This window comes from Paenibacillus kobensis NBRC 15729 (assembly GCF_004000825.1).
Taxonomy (GTDB): domain Bacteria; phylum Bacillota; class Bacilli; order Paenibacillales; family Paenibacillaceae; genus Paenibacillus_T; species Paenibacillus_T kobensis.
Genome location: NZ_BILZ01000027.1, coordinates 17,124 through 34,327 on the forward strand (window position 1 = coordinate 17,124; position 17,204 = coordinate 34,327).

Genomic DNA, 17,204 nt, shown 5'->3' on the forward strand with positions numbered 1-17,204 from the left:
CATCATTTCAACCATTATGCTTGAATGTTGTTTTGTGCCTTTTTCATTTGTTCAGGATAACCATACGTGCCGTGCTCGCTTAGGTCAAGACCGATAATTTCTTGCTCTTCCGTAACGCGAAGTCCCATCACGACTTTCATTATGCCAAGTACGATGAACGAAACGACCAGTACGTATGCACCGCAGACGACGACCGATTCGAATTGAACCCACAGTTGGTGCCAGCTTCCCGTGTCAATCAGACCGCCGCGGCCGACGTTAACTTTCGTCGCCAGCTCATCCGTTGCAAAGATACCGTTCGCCAGCGTACCCCAGACACCTGCCGCGCCGTGAACCGACAGAGCATAGATTGGATCGTCGATACGAAGTTTCTCGAACAATTTGGCACTGAAGAATACGAGCACGCCTGCTACCAGACCGATAACAACCGCCGCCCAAGGATCTACGAATGCACAAGATGCGGTAATGGCAACGAGACCTGCCAACGCGCCGTTGAGCGTCGTCGAAATATCCGCTTTGCCGGATACTGCCCACGAGATCAGCAGGGCAGCAACCGTACCAGCGCCAGCGCCGAGCATGGTGTTGAATGCAACGAAGCCGAAGAAACCGTCGCCTACGCTAAGCGCGCTGCCTGCATTGAAGCCGAACCAACCGACCCACAGCAAGAGAACCGACAAAGCGCTGAATACTTGGTTATGACCGAGAATTTCATTAGAAGAACCATCTTTATTGAATTTACCGATCCGCGGTTTCAACAAAATCGTGCCTGCCATTGCAGCAAGCGCACCTGTCAAGTGAACAACCGTCGAGCCTGCATAGTCTTGCGCTCCATCTTGGGCAAGCCAGCCGCCGCCCCAAATCCAGTGTGCGATAACCGGATAAATAATGATCGAGAATAATACCGTGAACACGAGATAGACCGACAGCTTAGCGCGTTCCGCGAAGCCGCCCCATGCGATCGACAACGAGATCGTCGCGAATGCGAGTTGGAACAGGAAGAACGTCGTGATTGGGAATGCATCACCCTCGCCTGCCGAGTTCGTCGGGCTGAAGAAGAAATCGCCCCAGCCGATAAATTTCCGGAGGCCGTCGCTAATATCAGCGCCTCCGTTGAAAATGCCGTAGCCGAAAGCCCAATAGATGAGCGTACACAAGCCGACTGTGAAAATCGTCTTGCCGGCAACGTGGCCCGCATTTTTCATTCGCGTCGAGCCCGTCTCAAGCAAAATGAATCCGCCTTGCATCAAAAGTACGAGTACGAACGCAACGACGATCCACAGCGAGTTCAACCCCATGTTCAGCATGGAGGTCGATGGACCTTCATCCGCCGCGAAAGCCATTGCCGGGAAAAGCATGAGTAAGGCACTTACCGATAACAATAACTTCTTGACCACAACGACCACTCCCTCAATGTCATGTTAACTAACATCTAGCGAAAGACTTAAGGTCATTATAGTAAGGAAATTCGATTTTGACAATACACAATTTGCATAAAATGCTGACATGAGCTAACAATCGTTATCCTCGTTTACATCAATGTAATGTTAGATAACATAAGAAGTCCGAGTTCTATATACAATCGACATATATCTCTATAACAAACCTACCTTTTGTAAGCGGAATACACGGCATGAAATACCTTCTGTTCGTTTCGACTGCAAATATTACAATTTGCGCAACTTAAAAGCGTTACGTTTGACTGTACGGTTCGTTACCCGTTATCATGAATATAGGTAGTTAGGAATGTGAAAGAAAGAAGGTGCGAATGTGGCAGAGCAATCAATGTACCGGATCGGTGAGCTGGCTAAGCGAGCGAACATCAGCCCCAGAACGATCGATTACTACACTTCGCTTGGACTTATCGAAGCCGCACGACGCTCGGACAAAAATTACCGTCTCTACAACGACGAAACGCTTATGCGTCTGAAACGTATTGAACAAATGAAGACCGACAAGTTTTCGCTCGACGAAATCAAGCGCACACTTCACGACTGGGACCGGGTAACACCGGAAGAGCAGGTATCTCAGAAGCTTAGCGAACTGCAGCAGCAGCTTGCGAAGCTGGAGAAGGAAGTGAAAGAGCTGGAGCCGGTCATCGACCAATTAAAGCCGCGTCAAGCTAACAGGATGTATACCCGGCTGCTTCCTCAGACGGCAGCCTGCATCGAAGCGCTGATGCTAATAATGAACAAGAGCAATCTTATGTAGCTTCGTTTCGATCGGGTATCGTCCACACTCTTCGTATGGAGGGATACATCTATGTTATTATTTCACCCAATGGATTTTTTGATTTTGATTGCATTCGCTGTTTCAATCTGGGCGCAATTCCGCGTCCGAAGTACGTTCAATCGATGGTCCAAAGTTCCCGTCATGAGCGGAATGACCGGTTATGACGCCGCTCGCCGGATGCTCGATGCGAACGGATTGCACAACGTTCCAATCGAACCGGTGCGAGGGACTCTTTCCGACCATTACGACCCGATCCACCGCGTCGTAAGGCTGTCCGAATCGGTTTATTATGAACGTTCGATTTCAGCCATTTCGGTTGCATGCCACGAAGTTGGACACGCAATTCAGCACCACAAACGCTATCCGATGCTGACGCTTCGCCATCGCATGTTCCCGATCGTCAATTTCGCGTCCGGTCTTGCACCGTTCCTTCTTATCGCTGGCTTTCTGTTTCAAGCGACAGGCCTGATCGGTATAGGCATTATCTTCTTCGCCGCAGCGGTAGCCTTTCAACTCGTTACACTGCCGGTCGAATTCAATGCCAGCAGCCGCGCCCGCGACTTAATGGTAGCCGAAGGCTTCATCCGCAACGAAGAAGAACGCGGCGTCGCCAAAGTATTGAACGCTGCCGCACTCACTTATGTAGCAGCCGCGCTTATTTCATTGTTGGAGCTCATTAAGTACATTCTCATTTTCACATCGTCCAACAACGACGATTAATCGCCCCAGCAGATAACGCTAACCAGTCAACTTTTCAATTGACCATATGAATACTAAACACCCCTTAGAACGAGTAAAGGAAGATCATTTCCGATACTCAGACTAAGGGGTTTTCTTATTCTATGACAACAGCAAAAAGCCGCCCCCTCGCCTTACGGCTCCAGGGCGGCCCTGCGTTCGCACATCAGGCAATCGGCTTCCTCGACGGATTGCCTGCCTGTGCGTCTTATTCACTTGTCGTGCATGTTACGGTTGAAGTAATCGATCAAGAAGTTGCGGAACACTTTGGCCACGAGCGGCAGCTTCTCGTTCGTCCGGTGAATCAAACCGATCGTGCGCGTTACGCTAGGCGACTTCAACTTCACCTTCGCAGGCTGCAGCGGCCCCGTCTGACGCAGCGCCATATCCGGAAGCAAGCTAACGCCCATACCGGCCGCTACAAGCCCTCTAATCGTATCGGTCTCTTCACCCTCGAACCCGACCTTCGGCGTAAAGCCTGCCTCATGACAGGCCTCCCAGACGATCGGGCGAAGCGAATAGCCCTCGCTGAACATGACGAACGTCTCGTCCTTCAATTCTGCAAGATCGATCTCCTCGCGGCTGGCAAGCGAGTGATTCGGCGGCAGGATCGCATACAGAGACTCTGTAAGCAGCACTTCACCGCACACCGCTTGATGATCGTCCGGGAACGGCGAGATGAACGCCAGATCGATGTCGCCCTGCACCATATCCCGCAACAAACTGGGATACATCCCTTGCTTAAACCTGAATTGCACCTTCGGATGCTGCTTACGGAAAGCAGCAACGACTTGCGGTACAAGCGACATGCCTAGACTGTGCGGGAAACCTAGCCGAATCTCCCCGCGTTCCGGATCCATAAACTCATGAATCTCGATGACAGCGCGCTCGATGTCGCCTAGAATAACTTCCGCACGCTTCAAGAACAGCTGACCGGCAGGAGTCAACTGCAAATTGCGGCCTTTCTGCAGAAACAGCTTAACGCCAAGCTCCTCCTCCAATTGATGGATTTGCCTGCTGACAGCGGATTGTGCGACATGAAGCTCTTCGGCCGCTTGCGTCACATGCTCTTTCTTGGCCACCTTAACAAAATAGTATAACTGACGAAGTTCCATGTTAAGCCCGTCAAGTCTCTCCTTCCGTACTACCCCTATCAACGTTCCACTCTATAGATACGCTGATTCCCCCTCTTGGCTTCAATTGGACAAGCCGGAAACAAAACGATTATAATAATGGGTGGAATCCACCAATTATCCGAGGGAGGAAATATTCAAATGTCTCAAGAACGCAATGCAGCATTTAAAGGAAATCCAATTACGCTTGTAGGTCCAGAACTCAAAGCAGGTGACCAAGCGCCAGATTTCCAACTGAATAAAAACTTGCTCGAAACGGTGTCGCTGAACGATTATGCCGGCAAAATTAAACTGATCAGCGTTGTTCCATCGATCGACACTGGTGTATGCGATGCGCAAACCCGCCGTTTCAACGAAGAAGCAAGCAGCCTCGGGGACAACGTAGTCATCCTCACTGTAAGCGTCGACCTTCCATTCGCTCAAGCCCGCTGGTGCGGCGCTGCAGGCGTCGACCGTGTCGTTCTGCTCTCCGATTACAAGTCGCACAGCTTCGGCGAAGCTTATGGCGTCTATATTAAAGAATTCGGACTCGATATGCGTTCCATCTTCGTTCTCGACGCGAACAATCAAGTGAAATACGTCGAGTACTTGGGCGAAATGACAGAGCATCCGAACTATGAGGCAGCAATCAGCGCCGTTAAGTCGCTTCTGTAATTGCCCCTCTCATAGACAAAGCGAGTGAAGGAGCTTCCTTCCTCGCTTTTTTTCTTGATGTCCGATTCGTGTGTATGCTTTATTGGGTTGGCGTCGTCTTGTAGGCTGCCAGCTTCTTGTCCAATATGCGGTAAAGAGCCAGGATGACCCGGTAATTCGATCCGAGGTCGCCGAGCGAGCCACGGGACGCCGAATAAATATCGACCGCGCTTGTCCATGCATTCACACCGATAACCGACACGGTTATATCCATCGTACGGCCTGTAACCGTGCGCTTCTCCAGCACAATCTCGCCTACAGTCGGCACTTCGTGAACAATCTTGTAGCCTTGAACTTTCTTAAGTGTCGACAAAACTTCGTCCCAAGTTTTATCTTTAGACAACTTGTAGTAATGGGATTTCATTAACGGATCCTTCGCTCTATCCCCCGTTGATTCTTGACTGCGCAGCAGTCCGATCAAGGTCCGCTTCAACAAACGAGATCTCCCCCTCCGGCTTCGATGTACACTAAATACTATCATACCACGATTAGGCCTCATCCGACAATTTGTACGTATACATATGCAAAAAATCCCGGTTCCGATGAGGAACCAGGATCTTGTTGTTGAATAAAACCCGCAAATGCCGTCCGACTCACATGTTTCTGAACCCGCTCTCGCAGGTGGGTGTCCGCAGGAACGGTTTTGAGATCCCCCGCTTGAGGGGCATGTCAGCCGCGTTCCAATCTAGGTCTCCCGTGAAACAGCCATTGGTTCAAAACAACGAAGAGTCGTAACGAGCACTGCAGGATGTATCGTTATTATAGACGGATCAGAAGCAAAAGTAAACGTTCTATTCGACGTTATTTTTTACCGGATATCTGTCCATTATTTCGTCTTAGCACCGTCATCGATCATCTCGCTAGATTCGTCTTGATCAGCAGCACGCTTCTGATCTTCCTCCAACTGAGCCTGCATCTTCTGATAAATAATGTTGAAGTTCCAGTACGAGATGTACCCGATAATGCTAAACGTAAAGAATGGGAACAAGAACGTCCATCTTAAGCTGAAATAGAATACGATGCCCGCCATCAACAGCGTGCTGATCGACCGGAACGGTCTGCCAATCGAGACGAGAATCGCGTTCTTAAGCAGCTGCATCGTCTTCATATGGTAATGAACGAGCATGGAGAAGAAGTTGAACATCGAGACGACAAGGATGAACAGGAAGCCGACGAACAAGTATGAGATGAGCTGCATGTTCGGCTGATCCCAATACACTTTAAAGTCGACTAGGATAATAGCGTAGAATACGGCATACAGCAGGCCGCCTACCATGCTCTGTACATAATTCTCCTTGTAACCGCGGAAGAACGTCTTGAACAGCGGCACGTCCACTTCACCCATAACCCACTTGCGCGTAACCGTGAACAAAGCAGCCGTAGCCGGAAACAGCGTGAATGGCGCTACCCCCAGCGCTGTGTACAGCATCGACAGCTGGACAGCTCCGTCGGTGCTAAAGAAAAGCGCCGACATAACGAAAAACAAAAACGGAATCGAACAAATTGCCCACAGAACGTTCGTCACCGAAAGACGCATGATCCATTCGGAGATTCGATACATTCCTCCCATGAGGCCTTTCATTTCCATGTCAATTCCTCCAATATACTCTGCTTTTTCCACGAAAGCGGTGCCATAAATGCTATGACGTAAGAAGCGAAGCATCCCGTAATAAGAAAGACCGGAGGCCGGCTACGCCAGCGGCGCTGCCCAATCCCCCGGTCTTGTGTCTTATTGGTTCACGAAATCTTCAGATGCCGAATATTTACGGCGCGGCTCGCTCGAGCGTTCGCCGCGGCCTTCACCACTGCGACCTTCGTTGCTGCGTCCTTCGCCGCTGCGGCCTCTGCCGCCTTCGCTGCGATTGCCGCCATAGCTGCGTCCGCCGCCGCCATAGCCGCCGCGTCCGCCTTCGCTGCGGTTGCCGCCTTCGCTGCGGTTGCCGCCGTAGCTGCGTCCGCCGCCACCGCCGTAACCACCGCGTCCGCCTTCGCCGCCGTTGCCACCGCTACGGTTGCCGCCAAACGAACCGCCTGGGTAACGGCGTCCGCTTGCGCGTACATCCGGACGGCGCTTCTTCGCGCGAATCGGATCTTCCGGCGTCAGCTCGATCGTTACGTCCTTCTTCTCGCCCGTAAGCAGCTTGATCGCTGCAGCAAGCAGGTTGACGGAATCATATTGCTCGAGCAAATGAATCGAAATGCCTTTGTATTCTTGGAAGTCGTTGTTTTGCACGTTCTCGATCAGGCGCTCTGCCGTTACGCGTTGCTTGCCTTCGATCGCTTCCGCAATGCTTGGAAGCGGCTTACGCGTAATTTTGTGGCGGGTAACGCGCTCAATGAAGTGCAGATGATCGATCTCGCGCGGCGTAACGAACGACCACGCCGTACCTTCTTTGCCGGCACGGCCCGTACGGCCGATACGGTGAACATAGCTCTCCGGATCTTGCGGCAAGTCGAAGTTAATTACGTGTGTTACGCCCGAAACGTCGAGGCCGCGTGCAGCAACGTCCGTTGCTACGAGCACGTCAATGCTGCCGTCGCGGAACTTGCGCATAACGTTGTCGCGTTGGTTCTGCGACAAGTCGCCGTGCAAGCCTTCTGCGGAATAGCCGCGCTTCTGGAGCGCTTCGCTCAGCTCATCTACACGGCGCTTCGTACGGCCGAAGATGATCGCAAGATCAGGAGATTCCATATCGATCAAGCGGCTAAGCGCTTCGAACTTCTGGCGCTCATGCACTTCGACGTATGCTTGGTCGATCAGCGGAGCGCTGACTTGCTTCGGAATGACCGATACGTGCTCCGGATTGCGCAGGAATTGTTGAGCAAGACGTTGGATGTTCGGAGGCATTGTCGCCGAGAACAGCATCGTCTGGCGCTCTTCCGGCACCAGGCTGAGAATCGAAGTAATGTCTTCCATGAAGCCCATGTCGAGCATTTCGTCTGCTTCGTCGAGTACGACCGTTTGGACGTCAGCGAGCTTGATCGTCTTACGGTTAATGTGGTCGAGCAACCGTCCAGGCGTACCGATAATGATTTGCGGGTGTTTCTTAAGTGCGCGGATCTGACGTCCGATTTCTTGTCCGCCGTAGATCGGCAGCGTACGAAGTCCTTTATAGCGCGTCAGTTTTCCGATTTCTTCAGCTACTTGAATCGCAAGCTCACGGGTCGGTGTCATGATGAGTGCAACGATCCGGTCTTCGCTTGTCGGGATTTTGTTAATTAACGGAATACCGAAAGCAGCTGTTTTACCTGTGCCCGTTTGCGCTTGGCCAATCAGGTCGCTACCGGTCAACGCAATAGGAATCGATTTGGACTGGATCGGGGTTGCTTCCTCGAATCCAAGCTCCGTAATGGCCTGAAGCACTTTAGGCTCCAGTCCGAATTCAGCAAATGTTTTCAAACTTCTTCAAACTCCTTCTATCTTCAGCCTACTTAAAAATATCCAGTTCATTATAACACATCTTGAACATCGAATACCAGCGAGCAAGGCTTGGAAGGATTTGCGGATAACGCATTTTTATCAATGAATTAATATCATTAATGAACCAAGAATGCCGTAACGGCGGGCCCTCGCACGTCCTGATCAATGGTCAAGCCGACGGCTTCAGTTACAAAAATAAGCGGAATATGAAGCTTATTCTTGATCAATTTAGCGGGTGAAGGCGCTTCCTTTTTTTGATCATCTACTATTGCAAACGCTTCCCCGGTTGTCATCTTTACAACATGCTTGCCAAATTGCAGTGTAATGGTTTTGCTCCCAGCATCCCAAACCAATTGCATCTTAAGCGCAGCTGCAAGCTCTTTGGCCGGAACGAGCACTTCATCCTTCCCCGCTTCTTCACGAGACGTGAAATCGACTTCCTCGCCCATAATAAGTACCGGATTGGAAGTAACGAAATCGTCATCCCTGATCACGAAAGTCCGCACCTGCTGATTCAGTTGGCTATTGTGTTCGTCGATATTGCCGCGCGTAAGAAGATATGCCGCATCCTTGCGTCCGACCGCTTCTGCGATTTCAGTATTGATGCTGCCACGGTGATGCGATAAATCTTTATATTGATCAAGATCGAACGTCCAGCGGCTTTCTGCTTGGAAGTCGAAGACAGAAGCGTTCGGCTGCATGTCCAATTGCTCGAACATCCATTTGCGCATCGTCATCTGATTGTCATACCGAACCGGATTCGTCTGGCGCCATACGGCATGTCTTAGGATCGAATACGGCGGATAATAGAAATCGAACTGCACCTGAGGGTACTCTTTGACGAGCGGAAGCACGTAAGTGTTGAATGATTCCTGAACGTCTGCAAGCGGGTCCTCGTTCAATCCGAAATACGCTTCTGTCTGCTGCGCTTCTTTGTAATCGCTCAGAACGAGCCGCTTGTCGAACTTCGTCCAGCTGTCCCAGCTGTCAAGCGTCTCCAGTTCGGTGCCGTGATGGCTGAACAGCTTCTTCGCCGCTCCTTTTGCCAACTCCGTATATGGCGTAATACTGAACCAATACGGATAGTCGTTCCACAGCTTATCGTCGTACAAATAGCCAGGGAATGTCCCTTCACCCGTATCGGATTCCTCTCGAAGCGCGAAGTAATCGAGCCCCCACAGCACCCTCTTCACTTGTCCTGTCGACAGAGCAAGCTTGGCTGTCTCGTACTGCTCGGATACGACAGAACCGCGCAGAGGCAGCTTCATCACCTTCCCGCCGAGTGCTTTCCCAACCGCATTAGGACTAAAATTTTCGGTCATGGACGTACCCAGAATGATCGTATCGTAGCTGTAATTACGAGCTAAACCCGCGTTCTGGTACCGCTCCTCGCTGGAATAGACGGGCGGATACCATGCTTTACGGTAATGCTGCAGCGGATCGACCGTCCATGAGAACGCAACGGCTGCCGCTGCAAATCCGATCGCGGACACGCCGGCCAGCAGCACCATGCGGCGGGCGGCCTGCTTGGCCGATTGCCGTTCCCGGAGGCGTGCGATTCCGCGAACTGGCATTCCCGCTGCAGGCGAGGATGCCGCAGTAGAATCATAATTAGCCCTGTTCGTCATGCTGCGCCTCCTAGAAATTAAAGTACAAGAAAGTGCTGATCCGGTTAAAGTAAAGCAGGGAGTAGATGAAGAGGAAGCCGACAAGTACAGCCGCCGGCCAGCTTGGACGCAACACCTTCTGTTTCTCGCTGCTGTTGCGAAGCAGCAGTACCGCAGGCAGCAAAATGGCAATCAGCAATATTGCCGGAGCGATCGTCTCGAGCCCTGCTACCGTGATGCCGGATAAACCGGTCATGCCGCGCAATATGCGAACTGCCTCATTCCACGAGTCCGCCCGGAAGAATACCCAGGCAGCGTTCACGAACTGAAACGTTATGAACCATGCAAGCCACCGCGGCATTGTCGGTCCATAGCGGGACCATAGCCGATGCACCATCTGAGCTGCCCCGTGAAGAAACCCCCAAAAAATAAACGTCCATCCCGCCCCGTGCCATAACCCGCCGATCAAGAACGTAATCATCAGGTTGGTAAGCATGCGGACCTCGCCTTTGCGGTTGCCGCCAAGCGGTATGTAAATATAGTCTCGCAGAAACCGGCTGAGCGTCATATGCCATCTGCGCCAAAAATCTTGAATATTGACGGCTTTATACGGCGAGTTGAAGTTCTGAGGAAGCCGGATATTGAACAGCAGCGCCAGTCCGATCGCCATGTCGGTATAACCGCTGAAATCGAAGTATAGCTGGAAGGTATAGGACAATGACGCTACCCAGCTGTCGATGAAATGAACTGCATTCGCAAATCCGTCATCCGCGTAGGAAGCCATCGTGTCGGCGACAACGACTTTTTTGAATAAGCCGATCACGAACAAATAGATGCCTGCAGCCGCATTGCGCCAACTCCACAGTTTATTTCGCAGACGGTCGAACTGTGGCATCATCTCGCTATGGTGCAGGATCGGACCTGCAATCAGATGAGGAAAGAACGTAACGAACAGCGCATAATGCACAAGACTCGCCTCACGCGCCTTCTTCTTGTACACGTCGACCAGATAAGCAATCTGCGTAAAGGTAAAGAAACTGATGCCGAGCGGGAGCGCAAGCTTAAGCAGCGTGACGGGTGCGCCGGTAGCCGATGACCAATTGGTCAGGAAGAAATCGGCGTACTTGTAATAGGCGAGCAGCAGCAGATTGGCTGTTATGCCTCCGATCAGTACCGTCCGTCTGCGTCCGCCCTCCATGCGGGACGTTCCGTCCCCGTTGCGGGCGCCGAGCAGCCGGCCAATCGTATAGTTAAAGCCAATCGAAGCGACAATAAGCGGTATATAGCGATAATCCCACCAGCCGTAGAAGAATAACGAGGCAGCCACAAGCCAGCATTTGGCCGCGAAGGTAAGCCGAAGCCGGGCAAGCAAGAAGTATACCATCACGGTAACCGGCAAGAACGCGAATAGGAACGGGTAGGAATTAAACAGCATTCAGCTTCGTCTCCCTCTGTCGGATGCGGCATAGAAACGTAATTTCGACTTATTCGACAGCGGGTTGGAAAATTCCTGTTTATTCGTCAAGAAAGAGGGTGAGACGCGGATGGCTTTCTACGCACGCCGAGTCAGCCGTCAACTTACGGCTGTCGCGCTTACGGTTGCAAGCGCCGTGCTCGTTGCAGCAGGCTTCAATCTCATGCTGATCCCGCATCAACTCCTGAGCGGCGGCGTATCCGGCATATCCATGATGATCGGATACATATTTGGCGGCAATATTAGCTTGTTTTATTTTGTGCTCAACGTTCCCGTCCTCATCTGGGGCTGGATTGAGCTCGGAAAACGGTTCGTGCTGCTGAGCATCTTATCTGTCGTTGCCACGACACTTACGCTGCAATTCATCCCCATTCGCCCTTTGGCGGGAGATATATTGCTCGCATCCGTGTTCGGAGGCATCATTGTCGGTTTCGGCAGCGGCATTGCACTTCGGTTCGGCGGATCATCCGGCGGTTTCGACATCATTGCCACCATCATCTCGCGCAAACGGGACTATCCGGTCGGCATGTTCATCTTCATCCTGAACGGCGCCGTCATCGCTGCGCTCGCATTGTTCACACGAGATCCCGATATTGCACTCTACTCGCTCCTCTCCATCTATACAGCGGGCAAAGTTGTCGATTTGATTCATGTGCGGCATGTCAAAATAACAGCTTTTATCGTAACCAAAGAAAGCGACCAGCTCGTGAAGAAGCTGCTTGAGGTTAAGCGGGGCATTACGATTATTCGTACAAGAGGCGCCTTCACCGAGCATGAGCAAGATATGTTGATGACAGTGACAACCCGTTATGAACTGGCAGAGCTTCGCAAAACGATTCTTACGCTTGATCCGAAAGCGTTCGTCAATATTGTCGAGACGGTCGGCGTCATCGGGCAGTTTCATAAGCCGCAGCCATAAACCGGGCATGAATGGATTTCCATGGAAATCGCTATTCATTTGTTTTCACCCCTGTTATAATAAAGCTATCCCGTAGATTTCTCGTTTTACGTTTCTAGTAGCCTGATGTTTTGCCCTGAACATGACTAATGAAAGGGTGATGCGAGATGGATATGGAAACCGTCAAATTGTCGCGGATAGTGGAAAAGCTGGCGCCAGAACTCGAACCCTTCCTTACGGAACGCGAACGGCAATTAAACATCGTGCTACGGGATGGGCTTAACGTTTTGGAGCCGGAAGATGCTATGGAGATTGTGCAGTTAAGCATTTGCGAGCAGCAGAAAGAAGCACGTCTGCATTAATGCTTTACTTTTTGAATAGCTAGCCAAGCGGAAGCGGCGAATGCCACTTCTTAACATCCTGCAGCCTGTCGCCATTCGGCGGCAGGCTCTTTTCATGCAGCTTGCAGGCATTTGCATTGTAAGCGTCTACAAATTTCTATTAATTTCATCAAAAATCGATCTTAAGACGTCTATTGCGTTATACGATTCTGCATTATAATCAAATAGAACGACATACGAGGAGAGAGCACTATGGACATCTTGCTGACCGTGTTACTACTACTGAATCACCTGTTTACCGGAAGTGGCGATGAAAGCGCCTCCGCGAAGCAAATTCTGACTGCCGTCGTACATAACAATGCCGGCGCAGAGAACCAACCGGGCTCCGCATCAAGCGGCGCAGCGGAACAAGGACAGCCGTCCAACGTGTTAGAGAAGAAAGATCCTCAGCCGGATTCGCCGAAGATCAAAGGCATTTACGTCACGGCGCACAGCGCAGGCGGCTCGAGGATGAGCAAACTCCTCGACTTGCTCGACAAGACGGAACTGAACAGTATGGTTATCGATATTAAGGACGACAACGGGTACATTACGTATCCAACGGACAATTCGGAACTGCTTAAGCTTGGAACGCCGCAGAAGTATATCAGAGATTTGCCGGCAACGATGAAACGGTTGCAAGAGCATGACGTATATCCGATCGCCCGCATCGTCGTCTTCAAAGACACCGTATTGGCTCGGAAGCATCCGAATATGTCGTATGTCACAAGCAACGGCAAAGTGTGGGAGAATGGCAAAGGCGACAGCTTCGTCAACCCTTATCTGAAAGAGGTATGGGATTACAACGTACAGATCGCCAAGGAAGCCGTGAAGTTCGGCTTCAAAGAAATTCAATTCGACTACGTTCGTTTCCCGGAAGGCTTCGAGAAGAAGGAAGCATCGCTCAAATTCGAGAAGACCGACGAGAAACGCGTCGACGTCATCGCCGACTTCGTCAAATACGCTCGCGAGCAGCTTGAACCGCTTGGCGTTCGCGTATCGGTCGATATTTTCGGCTATGCGGCATCCGTACCAGCTGCCGAAGGCATTGGTCAGGATTTCGTAAAAATTTCGAAACAGGTAGACGTAATTAGCCCAATGGTCTATCCAAGCCACTACAGCACCGGCTGGTTCGATGTGAAAGAACCGGACATGAACCCTTACGCTACGATCAAGGGCGCTATGGAAGATACGCACAAGAAGCTTACGCCGCTTGGCTCGTATACTCCGGTCATCCGGCCGTGGATTCAAGACTTTACGGCGAGCTGGCTCGGCAAAGGCCACTATATCAAATACGGTAAACCTCAAATCGACGCGCAGCTGAAAGCGCTCAAAGATACGAACATCGAAGAGTACCTGCTCTGGAACGCGAATAACAACTACACACCAGATGCGAACTATTAAGCACTTATCTTTAATTTTTTTAACGCGAAAGCCCGGACAAGTCGACTTTCAGGCACAACCTGAACCCGTCGATTTGTCCGGGCTTTTATCGTTGAGTTCGTTCGTTGAATAGTATACAATATAATTGTGTAAAATATTAAATTCGGAGGTCGATCCGTATGCTCCCAATCGGAACGCAAGCCCCATTATTCGAAGCCGACAGCACCACTGGCATGATTAAGCTGAACAACTACATCGGCAAGCAGCCGATTGTCCTTATTTTCTACCCGATGGACGAAACGCCGGGCTGCACGAAGCAGCTGTGCGCCGTTCGCGATTCGCGGGCGCTCTACGCGCAGTATGACGCGCTCGTCATGGGCGTCAATCCCGCTTCGCTGGAGCATCACCGCAAGTTTGCCGAGAAGCAAGGGTACGACTTCCCGCTCATCGTAGATAGCGGAGGCGAAATCCGCAAAGCGTTCGGCGTAGGCAAAATGCTCGGACTTATTGCGCAGCAGCGCGTCGTCTTCGTCATTGGCCGCGACGGCAAGATAGCCTTCGCTCAGAAAGGCAACCGGCCGACCGAAGAAATTATTGGCGTACTGCAATCTCTGCAAAACACGAACCATTAAAGGAACGACAAATAAAGCCTTATGCATCCTGAACCGCACAGGCGGATATGAATCCGCACAGCGATTCCGTGCATAAGGCTTTTTTCTTGCCGTTTATTGAGACAGGCGCAGCGCCAGATCGTACATGTCCATGTTGAATGATTTCTTCGTGCTGACAACCATATCGATATCCGTGGCAACCAGCTCGCCCTTAATGATGCCGCATGACTTGGCAGAATCGCCTTCAATCAGCTTGCGAACGGCGAAATCACCGAGACGGCTTGCGAGAATACGGTCATTATGCGTCGGCGTGCCGCCGCGTTGGATATGGCCAAGCACCGTAACGCGCGGCTCGATGCCGTTGTTCTTCGTAATTGCGTCAGCAATATCTTGTCCGCTTGCTGCGCCTTCGGCTACAACGATAATACTGTGGCGTTTGCCGGCACGGAAGTTCTCCGCCATACGGGTCGAAACTTCAGCCAGATCAAACGGCACTTCCGGCACGAGAATCGTCTCAGCGCCGCTTGCAAGCCCCGCATACAGCGCAATATCGCCGCAGTGGCGGCCCATAACTTCGACGATCGAAGAACGCTCATGCGACGTCATCGTATCGCGAAGCTTATTGATTGCATCGACGACGATGCTGACAGCCGTATCGAAGCCGATCGTAAAATCGGTGAATGGAATGTCGTTATCGATCGTGCCCGGCAGGCCCATCGTCTTAATACCAAGCTTGCTCAGCTTGTTAGCGCCTTGATAGGAACCGTCACCGCCGATAACGACCAGGCCGTCAATTCCGCGTTCACGCAAAATGTCGGCCCCGCGCTGTTGGCCTTCCGCCGTCATAAACTCTTTACAACGGGCTGTTTGCAGCACCGTACCTCCGCGCTGAATAATGTCGCCTACACTGCGCAGGTCCATCGGGCGCAGGTCGTTGTTCAGTAACCCTTGATAACCGCGTTGTACACCATAAACATCAATACCGTGAAAGATCGCGCTCCGTACGACTGCGCGGACAGCTGCGTTCATGCCTTGCGAATCGCCTCCGCTCGTTAGAACAGCGATCGATTTAACTTCTGACATAATTGTATCCTCCTTAGCTTCTCTAAGCATGTCTGGTTCGTATCCAAATGCTGTTGAAATAAAAAAACAACCGGGTCCAAGGGCTGCCGCGCATTAGCCTGCGCGCAATCCGCTTGACGTCCCCTTGTCTCTTTACTTTCGGATCGGATAAATAAAGGGCAAGCAGCCCTTCAATGATAAGGCGGTGAAACTTGGCATCCGGCAGTCCGGCCACGTCGGTACGCGCACGTTCAACGATCATGACAATCCTTGATACGAGTGTCTCCTGGTCCGGATAATAGCTGCAGAAATTCAAATCGCCGCCATCCCGATCCTCTGCTTGATCGATCAAATAATCGAGCATTATATGCAGACCGCAAACATGCGGGAAATAGCTGTCTCTAATGCGAATCGCTTCTTCTTCGGACAGATCGGTCAACGATGCCGCCAGAAAAAGCATAAACATACCGAGCGTCGAGCCGGTCGCCGCCGCAAATTCATTCCACTGCAAATGCGGTCCCAGCTTGCTGTTCCTCTCGCGCCAGGCAAGCAACTCTCGTTCTCTTAGATCTGTCTGAATATGTTTGTATACTTGCAAATCGCAATATAATTGAACAAGCTCCGTTACATACGGCTGTACGCAGGAATAGGAGGGCAATTGCCTAACCGCTTGTTGGCAAGTACGAACAAGCTCCTGCAAATAACCACCGTCTTCCTGCTCGCTTCGAAGCTCATAATAGAATCCGACCGGCCCGGCTGGATCGATAGCATCGAGCATCGATTGATGCAGCAGCCGAAAGTCGTTCGGATCAAGCGACGTGCTTCGGTCACAGAGATTGTCCAAATAATCGCTTATCGTCTGCAATGCGACTATAAGCGCAACGAGTATGTGGCGATACTCCGGATTGGCAGCAGCATAGACCGAGCCGCCTTGACAATGAAATTGTTTGCTCTTGATGCTGGCTATCGCCTGCGTGCGAAGCTCGTTATCCGGAATCGCAGCAGCCTTCGTGCGCCATCTATCCAGCTCAAGCCGAACGTCCGGGAGCACGTGTTTGTATACCCGATGCATCATGCGCAGTGCCCCGATCGGCTTGGCTGAGCCTCTTCGTGCAGGAGACATGATATGCACTGGCGCCTCCTTCTTCCGATTCGTCAGGAATGACGCCGCGGTTCAATCTCTTGATTGATGCGGTACCAAATATGTAAATCGTTAATCCGGCTCGCGAGCTCTGCAATCTCGTAATTGATCTCGCAGCTGGTATCGAAATCGTCTTCCTCATAAAGCCGGGCTTGCTCGATATGAATGCGCTTCTCAAGCGCGATGATCCGATCCGGGATAGCCCCTCTTATCGTTTCCCACTGCTCGACAATGCGCGCCTGTTCGTCTTCGGAATAGGCGTCCCAATCGAATTCAAGAACCGGCAGCGGGATGCCGAGCCGATCATTCCACTGAAAACGATATTTGTCCATCTTCCGAATCCTCCCTACCTAATTTAACATTTTGCATCGTATAAATCTAGCCTTCGAAAGGGGTTGAAAATGCGTACGTACGCCTTCCATAACCATGTTATA

The 17,204-nt window shown here is 51.4% G+C and carries 17 protein-coding genes and 1 other RNA gene; 7 read left to right on the forward strand and 11 right to left on the reverse strand.

The genetic code is table 11. The features are described from left to right. Positions 1–14: 14 nt before the first annotated feature. A complete protein-coding gene (locus tag PKO01S_RS16250) occupies positions 15–1,394 on the reverse strand; it encodes an ammonium transporter (protein WP_127532488.1) in 1,380 nt (459 codons plus the stop codon). Positions 1,395–1,782: 388 nt separating this feature from the next. Between PKO01S_RS16250 and PKO01S_RS16255 the strand changes: the two genes are divergently transcribed. Together PKO01S_RS16255 and PKO01S_RS16260 are read left to right on the forward strand one after the other, a co-directional pair. Then, complete coding sequence (locus tag PKO01S_RS16255) at positions 1,783–2,208, forward strand: MerR family transcriptional regulator (RefSeq protein WP_127532545.1); 426 nt, start codon at positions 1,783–1,785, stop codon at positions 2,206–2,208. A gap of 51 nt (positions 2,209–2,259) precedes the next feature. Further along, positions 2,260–2,949, forward strand: coding sequence for a zinc metallopeptidase (locus tag PKO01S_RS16260; RefSeq protein WP_127532489.1), 690 nt, complete (start codon positions 2,260–2,262; stop codon positions 2,947–2,949). A gap of 230 nt (positions 2,950–3,179) precedes the next feature. On the opposite strand, the gene PKO01S_RS16265 is transcribed toward PKO01S_RS16260, so the two are convergent. Further along, the gene (locus PKO01S_RS16265) at positions 3,180–4,082 is read right to left on the reverse strand and encodes a LysR family transcriptional regulator (RefSeq protein ID WP_127532490.1); all 903 of its coding nucleotides are present in this window, start codon (positions 4,080–4,082) and stop codon (positions 3,180–3,182) included. 159 nt (positions 4,083–4,241) lie between these two features. Here PKO01S_RS16265 and tpx point away from each other — a divergent pair, with 159 nt between their 5' ends. Next, the gene (gene tpx / locus PKO01S_RS16270; protein WP_127532491.1) at positions 4,242–4,754 is read left to right on the forward strand and encodes a thiol peroxidase; all 513 of its coding nucleotides are present in this window, start codon (positions 4,242–4,244) and stop codon (positions 4,752–4,754) included. A gap of 79 nt (positions 4,755–4,833) precedes the next feature. Here the strand turns inward: tpx and PKO01S_RS16275 are convergent, their stop codons facing one another. The 6 genes from PKO01S_RS16275 to PKO01S_RS16300 all read right to left on the reverse strand — a co-directional run bounded on the left by PKO01S_RS16275 (position 4,834) and on the right by PKO01S_RS16300 (position 11,256). Then, positions 4,834–5,229 (reverse strand): DUF1499 domain-containing protein, encoded by a 396-nt coding sequence (locus PKO01S_RS16275; RefSeq protein ID WP_127532492.1) that lies wholly within the window; start codon positions 5,227–5,229, stop codon positions 4,834–4,836. Positions 5,230–5,361: 132 nt separating this feature from the next. Beyond that, positions 5,362–5,546: non-coding RNA, 6S RNA (gene ssrS, locus PKO01S_RS16280), on the reverse strand. A gap of 73 nt (positions 5,547–5,619) precedes the next feature. Continuing rightward, entirely contained in the window at positions 5,620–6,381 is a 762-nt protein-coding gene (locus tag PKO01S_RS16285; RefSeq protein WP_127532493.1) for a YesL family protein, read from the reverse strand. A 141-nt stretch (positions 6,382–6,522) separates the two neighbouring features. Next, the gene (locus PKO01S_RS16290) at positions 6,523–8,193 is read right to left on the reverse strand and encodes a DEAD/DEAH box helicase (protein ID WP_127532494.1); all 1,671 of its coding nucleotides are present in this window, start codon (positions 8,191–8,193) and stop codon (positions 6,523–6,525) included. Positions 8,194–8,330: 137 nt separating this feature from the next. Next, positions 8,331–9,842, reverse strand: coding sequence for a copper amine oxidase N-terminal domain-containing protein (locus tag PKO01S_RS16295; protein ID WP_127532495.1), 1,512 nt, complete (start codon positions 9,840–9,842; stop codon positions 8,331–8,333). 10 nt (positions 9,843–9,852) lie between these two features. Then, on the reverse strand, positions 9,853–11,256 hold the full coding sequence (locus PKO01S_RS16300) for an MBOAT family O-acyltransferase (RefSeq protein ID WP_127532496.1): 1,404 nt from the start codon (positions 11,254–11,256) through the stop codon (positions 9,853–9,855). A 109-nt stretch (positions 11,257–11,365) separates the two neighbouring features. Here PKO01S_RS16300 and PKO01S_RS16305 point away from each other — a divergent pair, with 109 nt between their 5' ends. The 4 genes from PKO01S_RS16305 (at position 11,366) to PKO01S_RS16320 (ending at position 14,588) form a co-directional block, all read left to right on the forward strand. After that, positions 11,366–12,214 carry a YitT family protein gene (locus PKO01S_RS16305; protein ID WP_127532497.1) on the forward strand — a complete coding sequence of 283 codons (849 nt, stop codon included), beginning with the start codon at positions 11,366–11,368 and terminating at the stop codon, positions 12,212–12,214. A 146-nt stretch (positions 12,215–12,360) separates the two neighbouring features. Further along, entirely contained in the window at positions 12,361–12,555 is a 195-nt protein-coding gene (locus tag PKO01S_RS16310) for a hypothetical protein (protein ID WP_127532498.1), read from the forward strand. A 231-nt stretch (positions 12,556–12,786) separates the two neighbouring features. Then, the gene (locus PKO01S_RS16315) at positions 12,787–13,977 is read left to right on the forward strand and encodes a putative glycoside hydrolase (RefSeq protein WP_127532499.1); all 1,191 of its coding nucleotides are present in this window, start codon (positions 12,787–12,789) and stop codon (positions 13,975–13,977) included. A gap of 158 nt (positions 13,978–14,135) precedes the next feature. Beyond that, entirely contained in the window at positions 14,136–14,588 is a 453-nt protein-coding gene (locus PKO01S_RS16320; RefSeq protein ID WP_127532500.1) for a peroxiredoxin, read from the forward strand. Between the two features lie 93 nt (positions 14,589–14,681). Here PKO01S_RS16320 and pfkA read toward each other — a convergent pair whose 3' ends face one another. Genes pfkA through PKO01S_RS16335 form a run of 3 tightly spaced genes read right to left on the reverse strand, consistent with a single transcriptional unit; the run spans position 14,682 to position 17,102 of the window. Further along, positions 14,682–15,650 carry a 6-phosphofructokinase gene (gene pfkA, locus PKO01S_RS16325; RefSeq protein ID WP_127532501.1) on the reverse strand — a complete coding sequence of 323 codons (969 nt, stop codon included), beginning with the start codon at positions 15,648–15,650 and terminating at the stop codon, positions 14,682–14,684. Between the two features lie 22 nt (positions 15,651–15,672). Further along, positions 15,673–16,752 (reverse strand): tetraprenyl-beta-curcumene synthase family protein, encoded by a 1,080-nt coding sequence (locus PKO01S_RS16330; protein ID WP_246070599.1) that lies wholly within the window; start codon positions 16,750–16,752, stop codon positions 15,673–15,675. A 32-nt stretch (positions 16,753–16,784) separates the two neighbouring features. Next, positions 16,785–17,102 (reverse strand): hypothetical protein, encoded by a 318-nt coding sequence (locus PKO01S_RS16335; RefSeq protein ID WP_127532502.1) that lies wholly within the window; start codon positions 17,100–17,102, stop codon positions 16,785–16,787. Between the last annotated feature and the right edge of the window lie 102 nt (positions 17,103–17,204).